The sequence below is a fragment of the Streptomyces sp. NPDC102270 genome (genome assembly GCF_044766405.1).
Taxonomy (GTDB): domain Bacteria; phylum Actinomycetota; class Actinomycetes; order Streptomycetales; family Streptomycetaceae; genus Streptomyces.
The window spans coordinates 239,022-258,695 of sequence record NZ_JBIWLX010000004.1 but is presented as its reverse complement, the minus strand read 5'-3'; the positions used below and the strand labels follow the sequence as shown (position 1 = coordinate 258,695).

15 protein-coding genes and 1 pseudogene are annotated in these 19,674 nt (G+C 70.1%); 5 read left to right on the top strand and 11 right to left on the bottom strand.

The window, feature by feature from the left end:
* Positions 1–15: 15 nt before the first annotated feature.
* Positions 16–1,374 (top strand): phosphoglucosamine mutase, encoded by a 1,359-nt coding sequence (gene glmM, locus ACIRP7_RS08930; RefSeq protein WP_403655536.1) that lies wholly within the window; start codon positions 16–18, stop codon positions 1,372–1,374.
* Positions 1,375–1,597: 223 nt separating this feature from the next.
* On the opposite strand, the gene ACIRP7_RS08925 is transcribed toward glmM, so the two are convergent.
* From ACIRP7_RS08925 to ACIRP7_RS08905, 5 genes and pseudogenes are all read right to left on the bottom strand, one after another.
* The gene (locus ACIRP7_RS08925; RefSeq protein WP_403655534.1) at positions 1,598–2,518 is read right to left on the bottom strand and encodes a DUF389 domain-containing protein; all 921 of its coding nucleotides are present in this window, start codon (positions 2,516–2,518) and stop codon (positions 1,598–1,600) included.
* Between the two features lie 26 nt (positions 2,519–2,544).
* Positions 2,545–3,438, bottom strand: a complete 894-nt coding sequence (gene coaA / locus ACIRP7_RS08920) for a type I pantothenate kinase (protein ID WP_403655956.1) — start codon at positions 3,436–3,438, stop codon at positions 2,545–2,547.
* Positions 3,374–4,543 (bottom strand): CbrC family protein, encoded by a 1,170-nt coding sequence (locus ACIRP7_RS08915; protein ID WP_403655532.1) that lies wholly within the window; start codon positions 4,541–4,543, stop codon positions 3,374–3,376. Before ACIRP7_RS08915 ends, coaA begins: the two co-directional genes overlap by 65 nt.
* A gap of 118 nt (positions 4,544–4,661) precedes the next feature.
* Entirely contained in the window at positions 4,662–5,129 is a 468-nt protein-coding gene (locus tag ACIRP7_RS08910; protein ID WP_403655530.1) for a hypothetical protein, read from the bottom strand.
* A 65-nt stretch (positions 5,130–5,194) separates the two neighbouring features.
* Positions 5,195–9,791, bottom strand: a pseudogene (locus ACIRP7_RS08905) (RICIN domain-containing protein).
* 506 nt (positions 9,792–10,297) lie between these two features.
* Here ACIRP7_RS08905 and glmS point away from each other — a divergent pair.
* The gene (gene glmS, locus ACIRP7_RS08900; RefSeq protein WP_403655528.1) at positions 10,298–12,145 is read left to right on the top strand and encodes a glutamine--fructose-6-phosphate transaminase (isomerizing); all 1,848 of its coding nucleotides are present in this window, start codon (positions 10,298–10,300) and stop codon (positions 12,143–12,145) included.
* Here glmS and ACIRP7_RS08895 read toward each other — a convergent pair.
* The 4 genes from ACIRP7_RS08895 to ACIRP7_RS08880 form a co-directional block, all read right to left on the bottom strand.
* Complete coding sequence (locus ACIRP7_RS08895; protein ID WP_403655526.1) at positions 12,132–13,904, bottom strand: M16 family metallopeptidase; 1,773 nt, start codon at positions 13,902–13,904, stop codon at positions 12,132–12,134. The genes glmS and ACIRP7_RS08895 overlap by 14 nt on opposite strands.
* 17 nt (positions 13,905–13,921) lie before the next feature.
* Positions 13,922–14,878: a hypothetical protein gene (locus ACIRP7_RS08890; RefSeq protein ID WP_403655524.1), complete on the bottom strand. Its 957-nt coding sequence runs from the start codon at positions 14,876–14,878 to the stop codon at positions 13,922–13,924.
* Positions 14,879–14,944: 66 nt separating this feature from the next.
* On the bottom strand, positions 14,945–15,133 hold the full coding sequence (locus ACIRP7_RS08885; RefSeq protein ID WP_403655522.1) for a DUF397 domain-containing protein: 189 nt from the start codon (positions 15,131–15,133) through the stop codon (positions 14,945–14,947).
* A gap of 7 nt (positions 15,134–15,140) precedes the next feature.
* Entirely contained in the window at positions 15,141–15,974 is an 834-nt protein-coding gene (locus tag ACIRP7_RS08880) for a helix-turn-helix domain-containing protein (RefSeq protein WP_403655520.1), read from the bottom strand.
* Between the two features lie 174 nt (positions 15,975–16,148).
* On the opposite strand from ACIRP7_RS08880, the gene ACIRP7_RS08875 reads away from it, so the two are divergent.
* Positions 16,149–16,562 carry an ATP-binding protein gene (locus ACIRP7_RS08875; RefSeq protein WP_403655518.1) on the top strand — a complete coding sequence of 138 codons (414 nt, stop codon included), beginning with the start codon at positions 16,149–16,151 and terminating at the stop codon, positions 16,560–16,562.
* A gap of 9 nt (positions 16,563–16,571) precedes the next feature.
* On the opposite strand, the gene ACIRP7_RS08870 is transcribed toward ACIRP7_RS08875, so the two are convergent.
* Complete coding sequence (locus ACIRP7_RS08870) at positions 16,572–17,195, bottom strand: histidine phosphatase family protein (protein WP_403655516.1); 624 nt, start codon at positions 17,193–17,195, stop codon at positions 16,572–16,574.
* A 907-nt stretch (positions 17,196–18,102) separates the two neighbouring features.
* Between ACIRP7_RS08870 and ACIRP7_RS08865 the strand changes: the two genes are divergently transcribed.
* Positions 18,103–18,474 carry a holo-ACP synthase gene (locus tag ACIRP7_RS08865; protein WP_403655514.1) on the top strand — a complete coding sequence of 124 codons (372 nt, stop codon included), beginning with the start codon at positions 18,103–18,105 and terminating at the stop codon, positions 18,472–18,474.
* A 174-nt stretch (positions 18,475–18,648) separates the two neighbouring features.
* Complete coding sequence (locus ACIRP7_RS08860; protein ID WP_403655512.1) at positions 18,649–18,771, top strand: hypothetical protein; 123 nt, start codon at positions 18,649–18,651, stop codon at positions 18,769–18,771.
* A gap of 72 nt (positions 18,772–18,843) precedes the next feature.
* On the opposite strand, the gene ACIRP7_RS08855 is transcribed toward ACIRP7_RS08860, so the two are convergent.
* Complete coding sequence (locus tag ACIRP7_RS08855) at positions 18,844–19,659, bottom strand: hypothetical protein (protein ID WP_403655510.1); 816 nt, start codon at positions 19,657–19,659, stop codon at positions 18,844–18,846.
* Positions 19,660–19,674 lie beyond the last annotated feature (15 nt).

The following is a 19,674-nucleotide window of genomic DNA, read 5'->3' as shown; positions in this document are numbered from 1 at the left end:
TCCTCAGGAGGACAAGTGGGACGACTCTTCGGCACGGACGGCGTGCGCGGTGTCGCCAACGCGGATCTGACGGCCGAGCTGGCGCTCGGTCTGTCCGTCGCGGCGGCGCACGTACTGGCCGAGGCGGGTACGTTCCAGGGCCACCGGCCGACCGCGGTGGTGGGACGGGATCCGCGTGCGTCCGGGGAGTTCCTGGAGGCCGCCGTGGTCGCGGGCCTGGCGAGCGCCGGCGTGGACGTGCTGAAGGTCGGCGTGCTGCCCACGCCCGCCGTGGCGTATCTCACCGGTGTGCTCGGCGCCGACCTCGGCGTCGTGCTCTCCGCCAGCCACAACGCCATGCCCGACAACGGCATCAAGTTCCTCGCGCGCGGCGGGCACAAGCTCGACGACGAGCTGGAGGACCGGATCGAGGCGATCTACGACGCGCACCGGCACGGTGAGCCCTGGGAGCGGCCGACCGGCGGCGGTGTCGGCCGGGTCCGCGAGTACACCGAGGGCTTCGACAAGTACGTGGCCCATCTGATCGCCGTACTGCCGAACCGGCTCGACGGGCTGAAGATCGTCCTCGACGAGGCCCACGGCGCTGCCGCCTGGGTGTCACCGGAGGCGTTCTCGCGGGCCGGCGCCGAGGTGATCACCATCGGGGCCCAGCCGGACGGGCTCAACATCAACGACGGTTGCGGCTCCACGCATCTCGGACCGCTGAAGGCCGCCGTCGTCGAGCACGGGGCCGACTTCGGCATCGCGCACGACGGGGACGCCGACCGGTGCCTGGCCGTCGACCACACCGGCGAGGAGGTGGACGGCGACCAGATCATGGCCGTACTCGCGCTGGCGATGAGGGATCGGTCGGCGCTGCGGTCCGACACCGTCGTCGCGACGGTCATGTCGAACCTGGGCTTCAAACTGGCGCTGGAGCGGGAGGGGCTCCGGCTCGTCCAGACCGCCGTCGGGGACCGGTACGTGCTGGAGGAGATGAAGCAGCACGGGTACGCCCTCGGAGGCGAGCAGTCCGGGCACGTCATCATCCTCGACCACGCCACGACCGGGGACGGGACGCTGACCGGGCTCATGCTGGCGGCTCGCGTCGCGGAGAGCGGGCGGTCACTGAAGGAGCTGGCCTCTGTGATGGAGCGGCTTCCTCAGGTGCTGATCAACGTGCCCGACGTCGACCGGTCGCGGGTTTCGACCTCCGGCGAGCTGGCGGCGGCCGTGACCGAGGCCGAGCGTGACCTGGGCGCCACCGGGCGGGTGTTGCTGCGACCGTCGGGGACCGAACCGCTGGTGCGGGTGATGGTCGAGGCGGCGGACATCGATCAGGCCCGGTCGGTGGCGGGGCGGCTGGCGGATGCGGTGAAGTCGGCGCTGGGGTGAGTTGCCGGGCAGGATCCGGGCGGCACCGGCGGCACCGGCGGCATGACGGCCGTCGGATCGGCCGTGCCGCGATGCCGGAGTACGGCGGTGGGGGGTCGGCGGCGCCGGCGGGGTTCCCGGGACCGGTGTGCGGCAGGAAGCTGGTCGCGGCGTTCGGGTCGTAGGTACCCGCGACGCGGCGGGAGGGTTGATACGCGGGAGGGTTGATCAGCCCCGCGCCCCTTCAGGAGCGCTTGCGCCACAGCCACTTCTGGAAGAGCAGGGTGAGGGTGCCTGCCAGGACGATGCCCAGCAGGTTCAGCAGGAGTTGGTTCGTGGAGCCGACCGTCTGGTCCATGTCGCCGTAGGCCAGGGCCACCGCCGCGTTGGCCGCCGCCGGGACCGTGGTGACGGAGATGGCCACTCCCACCAGGGCCCCCGACTTCGCAGAGGTCAGGCTGAGGGTGCCGGCGATTCCCGCCAGGACCGCCACCACGAACGAGAAGGCGTCGGGGGCGTAGACGAAGGCGGTGTTGGGGCGGTCGCCCTCCAGGTCGGACTTGTGGAACAGGTTCAGGGCGTCCATGAACCAGGTGAAGCCGACCGTCACCGCCATCGCCGCCGCGAAGCCCACCAGCAGGGCGATCAGTGAGCGCACCGCCAGGCGTGGCGTGCGCTGCACGATCGCCGTGCTGAAGGCCGCCAGGGGCCCGAACTCCGGGCCCACCGCCATCGCGCCCACGATCAGGATCGCGTTGTCCAGCACCACACCGCAGGCCGCGATCATCGTGGCCAGCGTGATGAAGGCGAGATAGGTGATGGAGAGCGTCGACTCCTCGTGCGTCGCGTCGGTCAGGTGCTCCCAGATGACCGCGTCCACACCTTCGCCCGGTGCGTCGTCCTCGGCCTTGTCCGCGCGGTCGGAGAGGGACAGGTCGATGTTCTCGACGGCGATGGATCCGGTCTTGTCGAGGTCCAACTTCCGCAGCTCGCCGATGAGTTCGTCACCGGCTTCGCGGGCCACGTCACACATCACGACGTCACCCGCCGGGTTGCGGGCGGCGCCCGGCATGACGACGAGGTGCGTGGTGCCGACCGTCTTCTCGATGAGTCGGACCACGTCGTCGGTCTTGTCGGCCGGTGTGATCAGGCGCAGATGCAGCATGGCGCCTATTTAACAGGCGCGGGTTTCTAGAGCTTGCGGAGGCTGAGTTTGCGCACCTTGTGGTCCTGGCCCTTGCGGATGACGAGGGTGGCGCGGCCGCGGGTGGGGGCGATGTTCTCGACCAGGTTGGGCTTGTTGATGGTGCGCCAGAGGGTGCGCGCGTAGTCGACGGCCTCCTCCTCCGAGACCTGGGTGTACTTCCTGAAGTACGAGTCGGGGTTCTGGAAGGCGGTCTGCCTCAGCTTCTTGAACCGGCTGAGGTACCAGCGCTCGATGTCCTCGGCGCTCGCGTCGACGTACACGCTGAAGTCGAAGTAGTCGGCGAGACCGACGCGGGTGCGGCCGTCCGTGCCGGGGAGGGCGGGCTGCAGGACGTTGAGACCCTCGACGATCAGGATGTCGGGGCGGCGGACGGTGAGCCGCTGGTCGGGGACGATGTCGTAGATCAGGTGGGAGTAGACGGGGGCGGTGACCTCGTCCTTGCCCGCCTTGATGTCGGCGACGAAACGGGTCAGCGCGCGGCGGTCGTACGACTCCGGGAAGCCCTTGCGCGACATGAGCCCGCGGGCCTCCAGCTCCCGGGTGGGGAGCAGGAACCCGTCGGTCGTGACCAGCTCCACGCGCGGGTGCTCGGGCCAGCGGGAGAGCAGGGCCTGGAGAAGACGGGCGACGGTGGACTTCCCCACCGCGACCGATCCGGCGACCCCTATGACGAACGGGGTGCCGGACTGGGAGCCCTGTTCGCCCAGGAAGGTGTTCAGGGCGCCTCGGAGACCGTCCGTGGCGCCGACGTAGAGGTTCAGGAGCCGGGAGAGCGGGAGGTAGATGTCCCGCACCTCGTCGAGGTCGATGACGTCACCGAGACCCCGCAGCTTCTCGACCTCTTCGGCGTTCAGCGGGAGCGGCGTCTTCTCGCGCAGCGCACTCCACTCGGAGCGGGTGAGGTCGACGTAGGGAGTCGCCTCCGGCTTGTGCCGGTGGGCGCTCCGGGGCATCGGGGAGACCGGGGAGATCACAGTCCATTGTTAACGGAGTTTGAACGGGGTGGGGGGTGGAGTGGGTCACGTCGGGCTGTGGGGTGCCTTTTCTGGCGTGGTCAGTGAAGTCCGCGTAGGCGAGGTGGGTGGCGCAGACCCGGCAGCGGAAGAGGTACGCGGTGGGCCGGCCGACCTTGTCGAGGGAGGCGAGGAAGTCGTCGAACCGGTCGTCCGGCCACCGTTGGCGGAGGTGGTCGACGGCGTCCGGGTACTTCTCGAGCTCCTTTGCTCCGGCGGGACCGAGGAATTCGGCGCCGTCGCCGCAGTGGGTCAGCCAGTTCGGGGTCTGCCAGGCGAGGAATCCGGGGGTGCACTTCAGGAGGGTTTCCGCGACGTTCTGGGGTACGGCACCCTCGATACCGTCGATGAAGGTGGCGCCGTAGCGCTCGGCGGCGTTGCCGAAGGCGATGCAGTACGGACAGATGCCGCTGTCCGGGGCGTCGGCGGCGTAGACGGGGCCGGTGTACACCCAGCCGCGTTCCTGCCCGCAGCACACGCAGGGGGCGTCGGAGGTGGTGACGGAGCCGGTGGCGACCGGGCTGGGGTGGTAGGGGAACCGGGGGAGGACGGGGCGTTGACGGGGTTCCGGCCAGGAGATCAGGAGCTGGATCGCGCTTCCGGTGAGAGCGGCGGGCGCGAGCACGATCACCTCCGCGCGGAGGCTCTCCGGGAGGTGTCTCCGGTCGGCCTCACTCGTGAGGATCACCGGGCAGTCGAGCGGCAGGACGGCGGCACGGGTGCGGCGGGCGAGTTCGGCCACGCGGTCCAGGATCTGCCCGGGAGAGAAGCGGTGGTAAGTGAGGCCGAGGGCATCGCCGTAGACCTCCGATCCGCCGCCGTCCTCGGCTTCGAGGTCCCAGGGGCCCGGGAGACCGGTGGCCGGCATGCCGCCGACGGTGACGGGGCCGAGGACGTCGCGTATCGCGGTCTCGTCCATGGGGATGGGCTGTCCGTCGGCAAAACGGCAGAGGTACAGGCTGTAACCCATGTGGGTCCTTGGAATGCGGCCGGCCCGCCGAAGTCGGTGTGGTCCGACTTCGGCGGGGCCTGGAAAGCGAGCGGATCAGAGGCGGTCAAGACCTCCCCGCCATCCGTGTAGGTCCGATTCAGTCATCGGTCTCCCGCCCCGGGGGAACGAAAGTGGGCCTGAGGGCGGGCGGAAGGTCGGTCATCAGCCCGAAGACCAGGACACCTTCCGGGTTCATGGTGTCGTTGTCCTGTGTGGCGATGATCCCCGCCGACAACAGGATCTTGATCAGCGCATTCTGCATGTGCAGCCCGATCACGCCGGGATAGCGGACGACCGGCGCGTCAGGATTGCCCGAAGAGAGGCTGTCGACGGCCGTCTGGATCGCGCCGGGGTCGCATCTCCATTCCACGGACACGGACGCCGAGGCGGTCTCGGCGTCGGGTTCGACATGAACCACGGCGCCCGCTCGGTCCACCGTCGCGGGTTCCCGCTCGCGGAAGGCAGGCAGGCCGGAACGTCGGAGTGCCTGGATCACTTGGTCGGCCAACGCGTTCCGGGCGTCGAGGACTTCACTGGATGCGTGGACAAAACCGTACTCGGACATGGCCCTTCTTCTTCAGGAGGGGGTGGTGGACATCGTATGGATGCCCACCACCCCCAGAACGTTCCCTACTGCTCGGCGGACGGCTCGGCGGTCCGGGAAGCGGGCCGGAAGGACGCCTTTCCCTCGAACTGCTGGATGAACCTGTAGAGGAGGTTCGAGGAACCAGGTCCGTCGGGCACCGCCCAGGAGATCGGGGTCCCGGGCTTGAGTTGGTCTGCAAGCAAGGGCTCGCACACAGGACACGGGCTTCGGTCGGTGTACAGCTCAGTGATATCGGTCGGCTTGAACTTGGTTCCCTTCAGCTGGTCCAGGATGTGGTTCTCCGAGTGGTAGTTGTTCCCCTTGCTGAAACCGACCACGAAGTCACCGGTCCGGGAGTCGTTCCACCCTGGCACCCTGGCGACGGCGACATTCCGGCCCGAACTGATCCCCGCGGCCTTTCTGGCGTTGTATGCCATCAGAGCGATCTCGGTGCTGCCGTAGGCGATCATCCCCCGGCATGGATCGACGCTCGCGGCCGCCATAGGGAGTGGCTTCTTGGCGGTGCACCACGTGATGAAGGTGTTGAGGATCTTCGCCCCGATGCCCTCGACCGCGGCCTCGGTGAGGCCGACGGCACGCAGGCCCTTCCACGCGTCCGCGAAGCCGATGCCGGTCCGTGCTGCGGCGTCCGCCGCCTTGACAGCGTCAGCGATGGGTCGGAGGATCTTGCCGGCGAACAGGCTGGCGATATCCACGATCGCCCAGGCGCACCCCACCCCGTCTCCTGCCGCACCGCCCGGCGTCAACTTCTGAGCGCACTTGATCCAGCTGCCGAAGAGGATGTCGATCGGGTCGACGTTCTTCTGGTACTCCGCGATCGTGATGGTGTGCGTGACCTTGGTGGAGAGTTCCTTGGTCTGGACCTCGTCCACGTACATCGTCGCGCCGGACGGGCACCTGTACTGCTCCAGATCCAGGTCCTCCGCGGTGCACATGTACACATCGAGGACCGCCGTGAACCGGATCTTCACGGTCATCGTGCAGTCGCCGTTGTAGAAGAGCTTGTCCCACCAGCCGTCGCAGCCGCCCGTCTTCTCTACGGTCTCCGGTTGGCCGATCTTGTTGTAGTGGTCGACGACATAGAACATGTTGCCGATGGAGCCGCCGACCTCGTTGAAGACGGTGCCCGTCTCGATCTGGCCGGCGTTGTCCTGCCGCTCGGTCCTGTCGGCCGCCTCCTGCGCCTCCTTCGCGTACTTGTCGGCATCCTTCGCCGCCTGCTCGGCCTCTGTCGCCGCCGCGTCCGCGCGGTCTGCCGCCGCTCGGGCGTCCTTCGCCGCCTGTTCGGCCTCCGCTGCTGCCGCGTGGGCCGCTTCCGCGTCGAGGGCGGCATGGTCGGCTGAAGCTCGGGCCGTGGTGGCGTAGCCCTCGGCGCGGCCGGCTGCCGCGTCGGCCGCGGCCGCGTCTTCGGTGGCCTGGCGGTCGTACTCGACCGTGCGGGCCAGCGACTGCGTGGCCTTGGCCGCGGCACTCGCCGCGTCGGCCGCGTAACCCAGGGCCTCCTTCGCGTAGCCGCGGGCGTCCCTGGCGTAACCGGAGGCGTTGGCGGCGTGCTGGTAGGCGGCCTTGGCGTCGGCCGTCGCCTGGGCGGCGAGGGACTTGGCTGCGTCGGCCTCCGCCTGGGCGTTCTTGGCGTGGGCGTCGGCGACGGCCTTCTGCTGCTCGGCGATCGACTTCGATGCCTGCCCTGTCAGGACGACGAGGCTCGCGGCGGAGTCGGTGTCCACATAGGGGGAACCGAGCTGGATCGCGTCGTTGGCCGGGTTGGCGACCTGCGCGGCTGCCTTCCCCGCGTCCACGGCCGCCTGCGCGGTGACGTGGGCGAAGCCCACGGCCTTCGCCGAGGCGGCCATGGCTTTGGCGACCTCCGCCCGCGCCGCGTTCGCCTGGGACTTGGCGGTCCTCGCGTGGGCTTCGGCCTCGGCAGCGAGCTGGACCGCCGTCTTCGCTTCGGAGGCGGCGTGCTGGGCGGCGGCGATCGACTCCGCCACGGCGGCGGTCGCGGTCCGCACTGCGGCGTCGGCCCTCAGCTTGGCGGCCTGGGCGGCGTCCGAGTTCGCGCGGGCCCGCTCGGCGGCGGCCTCGGCACGGGTGGCGGCCGCGTCCGCCTCGGCCGCTGCCCGGGTCGCCGCGTCGGCCTCGGAGCGGGCTCGGCCCGCGGCCGCCTCGGCGTCGCTCGCGTGCCGGTCGGCCTCGTCGGCGGCGGCACGTGCCGCGGTCGCCGCGTCGCCCGCGTCAAGGGACTGGGCGTAGGCCTCCTTCGCGTCGGCCTTGGCGCGGGTGGCGTCGGCCTTCTGCTCGGCCTCCCAGGCGTCGTCCCGCTTGGCCTTGGCGTTGTCGCGGGCCGTGACCGCGTCGTTCTTGCGCGCGACCGCGGTCTGCTCGGCGGCCTCGGCCTTCTTCTTGGAGTCCTGCGCGTTGGCCGCCTCCGTCTGGGCGTTCTGCTTGCGCTGGTTGGCCTCGGCCTGCTTGGCGGCGGCGGTCTCCTTCTCCGCCTTGGCCGTCTTCTCCTCGGCCTCGGCGGCCAGCCGCTTGGCGTGGGCGTCGGCGGCGGCCGCCTTGGCGTCGCCCTCGGCCTTGAGGGTCTCGGCGAGCTTGGCCTCCGCCGTCTCCTTGTCCTTCTTGGCGTTGTCCCGGTGCATTTTGGCCGCGTCTGCCGCGGCCTTGGCCTGCGCCTCGGCCGCCGCGGCGGCGGCCTTGCGGAACTCGGCCTTCGACTGCGCCGCCTGTGCCAGCGCCCGCTGGGTAATCGTCTTGCTGTCCCCGGCGGAGGCCCGGGTGGCCGCCTCGGCGGTCTCAGCGGCCTTCGCCAGAGCCTCCAGTCCGGCCACGGCCCCCTTCGTCACCTGGGCCTTCTGCTGACCCACCAACAGTCCTCGGCCGCGCGGGGCACCGCCCGCGTCCGCGATCCGGTAGGCGGCCTGCTCCGCGGCGTCACTCGCGGTGGCGGCCTTCTTCGCCGCGGCCAACTGTGCCTTGATGGCGTCGAGTTGCTTCTTCGCCTGCGTCTGCGCCGCGGTGATGCCCGCCTTGGCCTGGTCGAACTGGGCCTTGTCCGGGTAGCTCAGGCTGTCCGTGCCGTTGTGGCCCTTGGGGACGATCCGGAACTTCTGCGGATTGGTGCCGTTGCACGTCCACAGCCACGAGTCCTGGCTGTTGTCGAAGGTGTGCAGGTCCAGGCACTTGTCCGTGACCACATTGCGGAGCTCGCCCGCCGCGCGGACGTCGAAGTTCCACTGCTGGGCCTTGCTGCCGTTGCAGGTCCAGATCTGGATCTTCGTGCCGTTGGCGGGGTTGCTGCTCTGGACGTCGAGGCACTTCTGTGAGTTGACGTTGACCAGGGCGTAGGCGTCACCGGACGCCTCCAACCTCCACTGCTGTCCCGCGGTGTTGTTGCAGGTGTACAGCTGTACGGGGGGTGCCGTCGGTCTCCTTCGCACCGGCCACGTCGAGGCACTTGCCCTGAGCTGCCTCGACCTGGATGACCGCCGGGGAGTCACCGATCCAGCCGAGGCCACCGGGGGACCAGTAGTCCTGCCAGCGGGCCAGGTGATCGGCGATCCACGACTGGCCGAGCAGATCGGCCATCGACTCGGCGCCCTTGGTCAGCGCTGTCGTGGCGTCGCGGTTGACGGTGAGGATCTGGTTGCGCTGGGCGGCCTGGGAGGCGATCTCCTGCTGCCACTCCGCCGCGGCGGTGTCCTCCACCTGGCGAAGCGTCTTGTTCGGGTCGATCGGGTCCTGCCACCCGCAGGACGCGAAGCGGGTCTTCATGTCCTCGACGGCGATGCGGTACTCGACAGTGCCCGGCTGAGGGACGGTACGCGGGAAGCCGCCGGAGGCCAGGAAGAGACGGGCGTCGTCGGCGCCCTTGCCGCGGAAGGAATCGAACAGTGCCTCGAACGCATTCCGTTCGTAGTACTGCCGGTTCCGCTCCTCGGCCGGGAGTGACGGGTCGTAGGGCTTCTCGCCGTAGAGCGGTGAACCGAGGTCCTTGACGGCCTTGAGGGTCTTGTCATCGGCCTCCGGAGTCGGGTCGTAGAAGTTGAACTCTTCGTTCCAGTCGGGGCCGCCGGCCCACTTGCCCAGGCCGGTCTGCTCGTAGAAGTCCTCGCCGTCGTGGACGCCAGGCACCCACATGAACTCGGTGTCGCTGAACCCGCCCGGGGTCTCCAGACCGTGGACGGGCTTCTCCCAGGCGTTCCTTTCCGCGTGGAGACGCTCCCAGTTGGCCTTCCAGGCGCTCTCGTCCTTCTCATGGGCCTGAAGCAGGGGACCGTCGAACCCGGCGCCGTCCATGGCGGCGAGTTCGCGCAGCTTCTGCGGTGTCTGGTTCAGCGCGTCCTGGGCCAGGCCGTACATGCCCGGTCCGCCCAGACGCACGGCGTCGGCCATCAGGCACTGGTCGAACCGCAGCTGTTCGTCGGCCGTGGTGTCGAACCAGTCGTCCGGCCTGTCACTGGAGCTGGTCGAGGCATCACCCGCGAGAAGTCCCGCGAGCTCGGGCCGCACGGCGAGTGTGGCCAGCACCGCGACCGCACTCAGAAGAAGAACGACACGGGCGAAGAGCCCTTGCCTTCCCGACGCCGGGGTCAGGAAGGCGGGTGGTCTGGAACGCAAGAGCGCATCCCTTTCGTCGCAAGGAACCGACCGGGAGCCTGCCGATGGCGGCTCAGGGGCCTGAAGAACTGGCGAGTTGGCCTCGTCCTGCCTGGCGTCAGGGACGCCTGTGGCAGGCGGGCGTGGGACGCGCGGATTGCAGGTACTGCGACATAGAAGGTCCCTCCCCCGTAGCGACACCGTTCCCCCGGTCGCTGACTGACGTGCACGCACTCCGGGATTGGTCATGGTCCGGTCAAGCGCGGGCTACTTTAGGCAGGTTCTCCGCGGTGTGGGCAAGGGCTTTCCGCTACCTGGCGTAAAGCCACGCCAGGTCTGGAGGCGGTCACACGGAGGGCCCCTGCCCTGTGGATACAAGGGAAGCCTGTGTTCTTTCTGTGGCGAGTCGGTGAGGATCATGGGGGGTGGAGCGGACCGAGTTGGCTCGATTCCGCTCCCGTCGCAATATCCGGAATCGGGCACGAAGTGCCGTGTTCCGACCGCCGTCGGCCCCTAGGCTGCCGCGCATGTGCGGAATCGTGGGATACGTGGGGTCGCAGTCGGCGCTCGATGTCGTGATGGCCGGGCTGAAGCGGCTGGAGTACCGGGGGTACGACTCGGCGGGTGTCGTCGTGGCGGCGGACGGTGGGATGGCGGCGGCGAAGAAGGCCGGGAAGCTGGTCAATCTGGAGAAGGAGCTGGTGGACCGGCCGTTGCCGGCGGGGCTCACCGGTATCGGGCACACCCGGTGGGCCACGCACGGCGGGCCGACCGACGCCAACGCGCACCCTCATCTGGACAATGCCGGCCGGGTCGCGGTCGTCCACAACGGGATCATCGAGAACTTCGCCGCGCTGCGGGCCGAGCTGGAGGAGCGGGGGCACGCGCTCGCCTCTGAGACCGACACCGAGGTCGTCGCGCACCTGCTGGCCGAGGAGTTCTCGGCGACGGCCGACCTCGCGGAGGCGATGCGGCTGGTGTGCCGGCGGCTGGAGGGGGCGTTCACCCTGGTGGCCGTGCACGCCGATGAACCGGACGTCGTCGTGGGTGCTCGGCGGAACTCGCCGCTGGTGGTCGGCGTCGGCGAGGGCGAGGCGTTTCTGGCGTCGGACGTGGCCGCCTTCATCGCGCACACCCGCTCCGCGATCGAGCTCGGCCAGGACCAGGTCGTCGAGCTGCGCCGGGACGGGGTGACCGTCACCGGGTTCGACGGCCGCCCCGCCGACATCCAGCCGTACCACGTCGACTGGGACGCCTCCGCCGCGGAAAAGGGCGGCTACGACTACTTCATGCTCAAGGAGATCGCCGAGCAGCCGAAGGCGGTCGCCGACACGCTGCTCGGCCGTATCGACGCGGCCGGGTCGCTCACGCTGGACGAGGTCCGGATCTCCGACGCCGAGCTGCGGGAGGTGGACAAGGTCGTCATCGTGGCCTGCGGTACGGCCTTCCACGCGGGGATGATCGCCAAGTACGCCATCGAGCACTGGACCCGCATCCCCTGCGAGGTGGAGCTGGCGAGCGAGTTCCGCTACCGGGACCCCATCCTGGGGCCACGCTCCCTCGTGATCGCCATCTCCCAGTCCGGCGAGACGATGGACACGCTCATGGCGCTACGGCACGCCCGTGAGCAGGGTTCCAAGGTGCTGGCGATCTGCAACACCAACGGGTCGACGATCCCCCGGGAGTCGGACGCGGTGCTGTACACGCACGCGGGCCCCGAGGTCGCCGTGGCGTCGACGAAAGCCTTCCTGACGCAGCTCGTGGCGTGTTACCTGGTCGCGCTGTATCTCGGGCAGGTGCGGGGGACCAAGTGGGGCGACGAGATCTCCGCCGTCGTCCGGGACCTCGCGCAGATCTCCGGTGAGGTCGAGCGGGTGCTGGAGACGATGGAGCCGGTCCGGGCGCTGGCACGGTCGCTGGCCGACAAGAAGACCGTGCTGTTCCTCGGGCGGCACGTCGGGTATCCGGTCGCGCTGGAGGGTGCGCTCAAGCTCAAGGAACTCGCCTACATGCACGCCGAGGGCTTCGCGGCGGGGGAGCTGAAGCACGGGCCGATCGCCCTGATCGAGGAGGACCTGCCGGTCGTGGTGGTCGTGCCCTCGCCCCGGGGGCGGTCGGTGATCCACGACAAGCTCGTGTCCAACATCCAGGAGATCAGGGCCAGGGGAGCGCGGACCATCGTGATCGCGGAGGAGGGGGACGAGGCGGTGGCGCCGTACGCCGATCACCTGATCCGGATTCCGGCCACGCCGACCCTGCTGCAACCGCTGGTGGCGACCGTGCCGTTGCAGGTGTTCGCGTGCGAGCTGGCCACCGCCCGGGGCAACGAGGTGGACCAGCCCCGGAACCTGGCGAAGTCGGTCACGGTGGAGTAGTCGGCTGCCCGGTCAGGTACAGGTTGCGGGCGGCGCGGATCAGCCAGAACTCCAGCACGCATCCGGCGATCACGGGCAATCTGATCGAGGGTTCCTGGATTCCGTTGACCAGGAGGGTGACGAGGAGCACGGGCCACACGGTGGCCAGCGCGGCCACGAGGACGAAGCGGCCCGACACCCGCCCGGCCGCTCTCGCTCCCCGGCCTTCGGTCTGCTTGGACCCGTCCGCCGGGGTCCGCGGGGCGGGGGCCGTCCGTTCGCCCGGCTGAGGTATCTCCTTCGCCGGGCGGGCCGGGAGGGGGACGACCGCGGCGGCGGGAACCGCCTTGTCCAGTACGGCGATCCGCTCGGCCGTGACGTCCCCGAACAGGGTCGGCTCCACGGCCACGCGGAAGCCGTCGAGGCCGGTCAGGCACCGGGCCCCGTCGGGGCGGGTGGTCATCGCGGCGCAGGCGTCGTACCGCACGGTGACCAGGCCGCCCGGCGTCGACAGCGTCACGCCCACCTCCCCGATGATCAGCGTGACGTCGTCGTCCTCCAGGGAGGGGTGCAGGGTGCCGGAGACCCCGGACGGTGAGAAGTGCGGGGCGCGGGTGAGGCCCGCCCAGTCGGCATCCTCGGTCGGTATCTGGAGCAGCCCGCCGTCCCACGCCTCGCGGGCGACCTCGCGCAGGTCGGCGAGGCCGACCGCCTCGAGTTCGGCCCGGTACTGCTCGGGAGCCAGGATCCGGTGGCCGGTCAGCAGGCTGAGCGCGTACGACGGCAGCAGCGCCGCACCGAGGTCGGGGGTGTCGTAGGGCTTGAGCAACTTCCCGCGCGCGGAGTCCAGTTCGGCCTGCTCGATACGGCCGGCGCGCAGCCGGGCGAAGGCGTCGACGAATCCGCCGACCGCGGCGTCCTGCTTGTGCGGCAGCGCGTCGGCGTACGCGGTGAGGGTGGCGAAGTCGGGGTCGCGCGGGGAGTAGTCGGCCTCCGCCGAGTACGAGTAGCCGCCCTTCTGACGCAGGTCCTGGAAGAGGGCGCGGCCCAGCACCTCGGCGAACACGGCGGCCGCGGTGGAGCGGCGCAGGACGGAGGTGAAGACGAGGTGGCCGTCTTCGCCGCGGAAGTACGCGGGCGTGACGGGGAGCGCGCTGGTCGCGGCCGGGGTCGGGAAGCGGCGGCCGGCGGGCAGGGTGAGGTCGAGGCCGTCCGGCACGCGGTCCGCGCTGAGGAACAGCACAGCGTTGTCCCGGCTGAAGCGGGTCTCGGCCCAGTGCCGCACCTGGTCGGCCGTCACGCTCCGGGTGCCGAGTTCGTCGTAGCCGGCCAGGCCGTAGCCCTGGGCGCCGTAACGCCAGGGCGGCATCGGGGACATGGGACCCTTCCCGCGGCTGCCCGCCTCCGTGCGCAGGATCTCCTTCTCCGTCTCCAGCCGGTCCATGGGGAGGTCGCGCAGGGCCGCGCAGACGCTGTTGAGGTACGTGACGACCTCCTCCTCGTCGCCGGTGACGTGGAAGAGGGTGTACGTGTCCGCGGTGGCCCCGTTGTAGTGCAGGTCGGACAGGCCCAGGCGGTACAGGGCGAGGTGCTCCACGAGGTGCGTGATGCCGGAGGTGGGCAGGGTCTCGTCGGCGTGGCCCACCCGGAAGGTGAGACCGGCGGTGATCGGGCCCGGGCGTGGGGAGAAGAGGGTGGGGATGCCGTGGACGGTGGTGTGACGGACGAGGCCGTCGAGGGCGTCCAGTTCCGGGGCAGCCGAGTGCTCGTGCGTGGTCATGTCGGGTGTCGCCTTCCTCAGAGCGTCGCCGACGCGGCGGTGCGGTACTCCGTGAACCGGGTCTTCCAGTCGGGCAGCTTCCGCCAGACGGACTCGGACACCGCGTTGCCCAGGGCGGCGAAGTGCCGGGCGGCGTCGCCGAGATGGCCGCCGAGGGAGAAGGCCAGGGCGAAGGCGCTGTGGCTCTCGGTCCAGTGCCAGTCGCGGCGGTGGCCGGGGTGCAGGACGGACGCGCGGGCGGCGCGGCGCAGTTCGTCGCGGACCGATACGTCCCGCAGGTACCCGGTGGCCTCGGTGGTGTCCTGGCGGTCCGCCCAGTGCTCGATGTGGACCTCGGCGACCAGGACGCCGGCGTGCGATCCCTCCGGCGCGGCGCTCACGCACTCCTGGGCGAAGCCGTGCGCGGCCTCCCACGAACCGCCCCACTCGGGGCACAACTGCTCCAGCAGGTGCGACTGCGCGCGGAAGTGGTGCGGGTGGTGCTCCGTGAGCCGGTCGTAGCGCCGCCGGGCCTCGGACTGCCCCAGCGCCAGCCCGCGGGCGGTCGCCAGCCGGGCGGTCCACGCCGGGACGTACGCCGGCTGCTCCGCACACACCTCGATCAGCAGCCGCTCCGCCTTGCGCAGCCAGTCGCGGGACTGCTCGGCCTGGTCCCACGAGAGGTCCTCGGCGAGGCCGCGGCCGCGGGCCCGCCGGCCGAGGTGGATGTACCGCTCGGCGAGGAGGGTGCGGGGGAGTGGGTCGGTGGACTGAGCCTTCACGGCCTTCTCCAGGAACCACTCGGTCCGCTCGACACCGGCGAGGAGCGCTGCCGCGAAGGAGACGTCGACGGGGGAGGGGATCTCCTCGAAGAACGCCCGCGTGGCCACCCAGTCCCCGTCCCACGCGGCGGTGCGGAGCGGGGCGAGTTCGGGCACCGCGTCGAACGGGTCGGTCACCAGTGGTCTGGCCCCGCTGACAGCACTTTCGCCCATACGACGGTCCCCCTGGCCTGGTCGATACGCGGTGCTGCGCAGGCTAGCAGGAGGGGTTACGCGGGGTTACTGAGTTATGGGGGTGGTCTTGAGGGCGTCGATGAAGGCCGTGAAGGTGAGGGTGGGGAGGGTGAGGGTGGCTCGGGTGGGGGCTTTGGAGTCGCGGATGGATACGTGGGTGGGGGAGTTGGCTATCTCGACGCATTCGTTGCCGTCGCCCTCGCCCGAGTATGAAGACTTCTGCCAGTGGTCCATGAAGGGCTCACAGCTCCTTTGCCAGCCTGTGGATGAAGTCGCGGGACTCGTTCGGTTCGAGTGATACGGCCTCCACCATATGGAAGCGAGTTCGGTAAATGTTGAGTTGCGCCTCGGAGTCGATGAGGACCGAGCCATGAGGCGCGTCTCGTACCACGGTGTCCAGCTTGGGCAGAGGGCCACCCGCGTACGTCATCGTGCTGGAAGCGGCAAAGCCGTCCAGGTCGAACGGAATGGCTCGCAAGGTGACGTGCTCTGCTTCGGAGAGCTCAAGGAGCCGTGTGAGCTGGGCCTTTGAGGTGGCGCGATCTTTGACTCTGATGCGAAGCGCCGCCTCATGGACCAGTGCCTGGTATGGGATGGCGATCTTCTGGCGCGCCTTGCGGTGCTGGATGCGCAGCTCAAGCTCTTCATGAGGGAGTTCGGGCAGCCTGGACGAGAAGACGGCACGGGCGTAGCCCTCCGTCTGCAACAGGCCCGGCACATACAGGACGGCTACGTGGTGCAGGAACCGGGCATGGTGCTCCAGCTCCGACAAGTCGAGGAAGGGCGTGGGCAGCAGGCCCCGGTACTCCTCCCACCAGCCGCGTGTCCGGTCGGTGGCAATTGAGATCAGGGCTTCGATGAACTCCTGGTCGGTGCAGGCGTAGTGGGAGGCGAGGCGGCGCACCCGCTGCTCGCTCACGCCGGTGATGCCGGATTCGATGTGGGTGATCTGAACCCGGTTCACCCCTAGCAGTGCCGCGGCCTCGATGGTGGTCAGCCCCGCAGCTTCACGGAGCCTTCGGAGTTCGACCCCGAGGCGCATCTGACGTGCGGTTGGTTCGCGCCTCTGGACCATCTACTGCTCCTCGTTCGGGGTCGGACTACGCGATCGCCTTGCTCCGACACACATGTTACCCCTACTGTCGGTGACGCAACGAACACGCTACGGAAGCGCACCGCTCCGCCCTGCCATGGCGAGCGCGGCACTGCCACCGGAGCCAATCCCCCTCCAAGTGAACGGAGTTGACGTATGCCCGAAAATGGGCCCGACCCCTGGGAGTACACCCTGTACATCCCCAACGACGTCCGAGCCGTCACCGTCGCCCGCCGCACCCTCCGCCTGATCCTGACCTTGCACGGCCTGATCCGCCTGACGGACACCGCGGAGCTCCTCGCGGCGGAGTTGGTCTCGAACGCCGTACGCCATACGAAGGGGCCGGCCGCGCTGCGGGTGCGCTGGTCGGCTGGTGTCCTGCGGATCGGGGCGTGGGACGCGGACCCCGAACCTCCCGAACCGCCGGGGGAGTTCGACGTGTTGGGAGAGGCGGAGGAGGGGAGGGGGCTGGCGCTGGTGCGGGCCTGCGCGGATCTGTGGGGGTGGCAGCCGCTGGCCCGGCACGGTAACCGGGGGAAGTACGTGTGGTGCGAGCTGGCCGCGGCCTGACCGGCACGGTCAGACGTGTGACTCGTCAGGGAAGCCGGTCCAGCGCAGCTCGGTGGGCAGGTGCCGCATGTCGTTGGAGACGAGGACGGAGGCGGCTCGGCCGGGCGGGTATCGGATGACCGTGAGTGCCGCGTTGGCGTGGTTGAGGCCGAGCCAGCGCCACTTCGGGGCGTGCAGGGCGTCCCGGACGAGCCAGGCGACGAGGAAGTTGTGGGTGACGACCAACTCGTGGCGGTCCTCCTCGCCGTCCACCGGTCCGGTGAACAGGTCGAGTGCCTGACGCGCCAGCACGGCGCCCTGCTTCCGCTCCTCGGCGGTGGTGTCGGCGAGGAAGCGGAGGTAGAAGTCCGCTGCTTCGGGCGGGAGTTCGTCCTTCTGGGGGACGTAGGGCACGTAGTCCCCCGCGACTTCCGAAGTGAGTAGGGGAAGGTCCTTCAGCTGGTCGTGGATCAGGCGGGCCGTCTGTGCCGCGCGCGGCAGCGGGCCGTGGTGAACGGCCGTAAGGGGGATGTCCCGAAGACGTCGGCCGAGCAGTGTGGCCTGCTGTCGGCCCGCCGGGGTCAGTCCGCTGTCGTCCGGCAACGCCTCGCCGTGCCGGGCGAGATAGAGGTAACGGGTGGCTGTGCCGGTCATCGCAGGCTCCTCTGTAGGCGATCTCTTGGACCTGTATACCTGGCGTGATCATGGTCACTTCGACCTCTCTTCGACCTTGGTTCCTGAACGTGGGGAGGCCCCGTGCGTCCGGCACGTCCGCTCGGTGTCCCTGCCGCCTTCGGGCTGGCCATGGTCGTGACTGTCCTGTGCGTGGGCGGATGTTCGGTCGATCCCCAGGATGTGGCCGGTTCGCCGACGAGCTCGGAGTCCTCGACGGCGGATGCCCTCAAGGGCAAGGCCTCGGCGTCCCCTTCCCCGAGCGCATCCCCCTCCGCGTCTCCCACGCCTTCGATCACCACCCCGTCCGCCAGGTCCACGCCGGCGCGGCGGGCGCCGACTTCCTCGTCTCAGGTGGGTGGGTCCGGTGGGCCCGGCGGATCAACCGGTGCCGGTGGTTCCGGTACGACAGGCGGTGGGTCGGATGGCAGGTCCGGCACCGTCCCCCAGAACCCCAACCGCGGCCAGAATCCTCCGCCCGCGCCGCCCCGGCCGTCCCCCACTCCGGAATGGACTTCGGGCGCATGGCAGCCCGGCGACCCCGGTGGAGACGACCGCTCCGGCAATGACGCCCGGGCAGGGCTGACCTGTGAGGGGAACGTTTCGGCGCTGCTCGAAAAGGTGAACGTAACCCCGGGTTTTCGGATGGGCCGGTCGGTGATCGATCTACCTTGCGCAAGGCCCCAGCCGACGCGGCCTACCTCGAAGGCAAGACGGAGGGAGGGCGGAAGGTGAGGCCAAGGGGATTCTGTCCGTGCTTGAGGTGCGCATGGACACCCGGCTGGAGCGTTCCCGCACGGTCGAGCGGGCCGAGGACCTGTTCGACGACGGCGGAAGTGCCGACAAGCCGATCTCGTGACCGGCGCCGAACGGATCGTAGAGTGCCCGGATGAGCATCATCGGGGTCGGTATCGACGTCGCCGAGATCGAGCGGTTCGCGGCGTCGCTGGAGCGTACGCCGGGGATGGCCACGCGGCTGTTCCTGGACAGTGAGTTGACGCTGCCCAGCGGGGAGCGGCGGGGGGTCGCCTCGCTCGCCGCCCGGTTCGCCGCGAAGGAGGCCCTGGCCAAGGCGCTCGGGGCTCCGGCCGGGCTGCACTGGACCGATGCCGAGGTGTACGTCGAGGCGAGCGGGCAGCCTCGGCTGCGGGTGACGGGGACCGTCGCCGCGCGGGCCGCCGTTCTCGGGGTGCGGTCGTGGCATGTGTCGCTCAGCCACGACGCCGGGATCGCGTCGGCCGTGGTGATCGCGGAGGGCTGACCACCGACGTACTGGCGCACGACCACGTTCGGCGCGCTGACGGCGAGCGCCGAGGTCCGCCGCGAGGCTCTGGTACGGATCCTGCCGCGCCTGAGGATCGCCGGCCGGTGCTCGCTCGACGGCGCCTACCTGTGCATCGTCCCGTCACGCGGGAAGGGCAAGGGCGACGGCAAGGTGTTCCTGCCGTTCGAGGACGAACGGCCCTCCCTGATCCTCAGCAAGGCGTTCCTGCTCGCCGCCGACACCAAGATCACGGACGAGACCATCCTCCACCAGATCAAGAGGGGTGCCCGATGAGCCTCGCCGGCCGGCTGACGCGCGTACTGACCGACCCGGACTCCGCACTCAACGACCTTGTGTCCGCGCAGGTCAGAGCGCGTCGACGGCACTCACCTTCCAGCCATCGGCCGTACGGGTCAGCGTCATCCGCACCCGGTTCAGGTCCACCCGGGAGCCTGAGACCCGGGTGCTCCGGGTCACCTGGTTGACGAAGAGGAGGATCACGGCCCGGTCCGCCGAGTACGAGACCACGGAGGCTGCCGGGGAGCCGCCGGCGGGCTGCGCCACCGTCGCCTTCACCACCCCTTGGTACTTCCTGGCTGTCGGCCCGACCACCGTCGTGGTGGTCTTCCGGTAGGTGTCGCGGAAGTGCCCCGTGAGCCGGGCGCGGGCCGCGGCGAAGTCGCGGTCCAGATGCCGGTAGTCGTACGACAGCACGACGGGCGCCGCCTGCCGCGCGGCCGTGACTGCCTGGACCCGGGCCTGGTCGGCCCGCACGTCCTCCCGGTAGTGCCACCCGAGCACGCCGACCGCGACGAGGCCCGCCGCGAGCAGGACGCACAGGACCGCGTTGAGTCGCCGCAGCGGACCGCGCCGCGTCGCCGTACCGGGGCCGGGCTCGTCCTCCGCCGGCGTCTCGTCCTCCGCCTGCGGCGGGTCCTCCCCGAAGGACTCCGGCGAGGGCTCGGGCGGGTCTTCCCAGCCGTCATCCTTCGCGGCCTCGACGAGCACGGTGCGTCCGGCGGCCGGCGCCTCGGGCCGCCCCGGGGCCTCCTCGTCGGTGGCCGCCGGGCCCGGCTCGCGGCGGCCGCGCTCCGCGCGCTTGGCCGCCGCGCGGGCGGCCGCGGTCATGGTGCGCCGGGTGCCGGGACCGGAGCCGCTGCCTCGGGTGGTCGTCTTCGCCACGGTCTTACTCCTCAT

Bases quoted from the DNA above. Each gene is read 5' to 3' on its own strand.
- glmS (WP_403655528.1), top strand. From the start codon at position 10,298: ATGTGCGGAATCGTGGGATACGTGGGGTCGCAGTCGGCGCTCGATGTC.
- ACIRP7_RS08865 (WP_403655514.1), top strand. From the start codon at position 18,103: ATGAGCATCATCGGGGTCGGTATCGACGTCGCCGAGATCGAGCGGTTC.
- ACIRP7_RS08880 (WP_403655520.1), bottom strand. From the start codon at position 15,974: ATGGTCCAGAGGCGCGAACCAACCGCACGTCAGATGCGCCTCGGGGTC.
- ACIRP7_RS08915 (WP_403655532.1), bottom strand. From the start codon at position 4,543: ATGGGTTACAGCCTGTACCTCTGCCGTTTTGCCGACGGACAGCCCATC.
- ACIRP7_RS08890 (WP_403655524.1), bottom strand. From the start codon at position 14,878: ATGGGCGAAAGTGCTGTCAGCGGGGCCAGACCACTGGTGACCGACCCG.
- ACIRP7_RS08910 (WP_403655530.1), bottom strand. From the start codon at position 5,129: ATGTCCGAGTACGGTTTTGTCCACGCATCCAGTGAAGTCCTCGACGCC.
- ACIRP7_RS08885 (WP_403655522.1), bottom strand. From the start codon at position 15,133: ATGGACCACTGGCAGAAGTCTTCATACTCGGGCGAGGGCGACGGCAAC.
- ACIRP7_RS08870 (WP_403655516.1), bottom strand. From the start codon at position 17,195: ATGACCGGCACAGCCACCCGTTACCTCTATCTCGCCCGGCACGGCGAG.
- ACIRP7_RS08875 (WP_403655518.1), top strand. From the start codon at position 16,149: ATGCCCGAAAATGGGCCCGACCCCTGGGAGTACACCCTGTACATCCCC.
- ACIRP7_RS08895 (WP_403655526.1), bottom strand. From the start codon at position 13,904: ATGACCACGCACGAGCACTCGGCTGCCCCGGAACTGGACGCCCTCGAC.
- ACIRP7_RS08925 (WP_403655534.1), bottom strand. From the start codon at position 2,518: ATGCTGCATCTGCGCCTGATCACACCGGCCGACAAGACCGACGACGTG.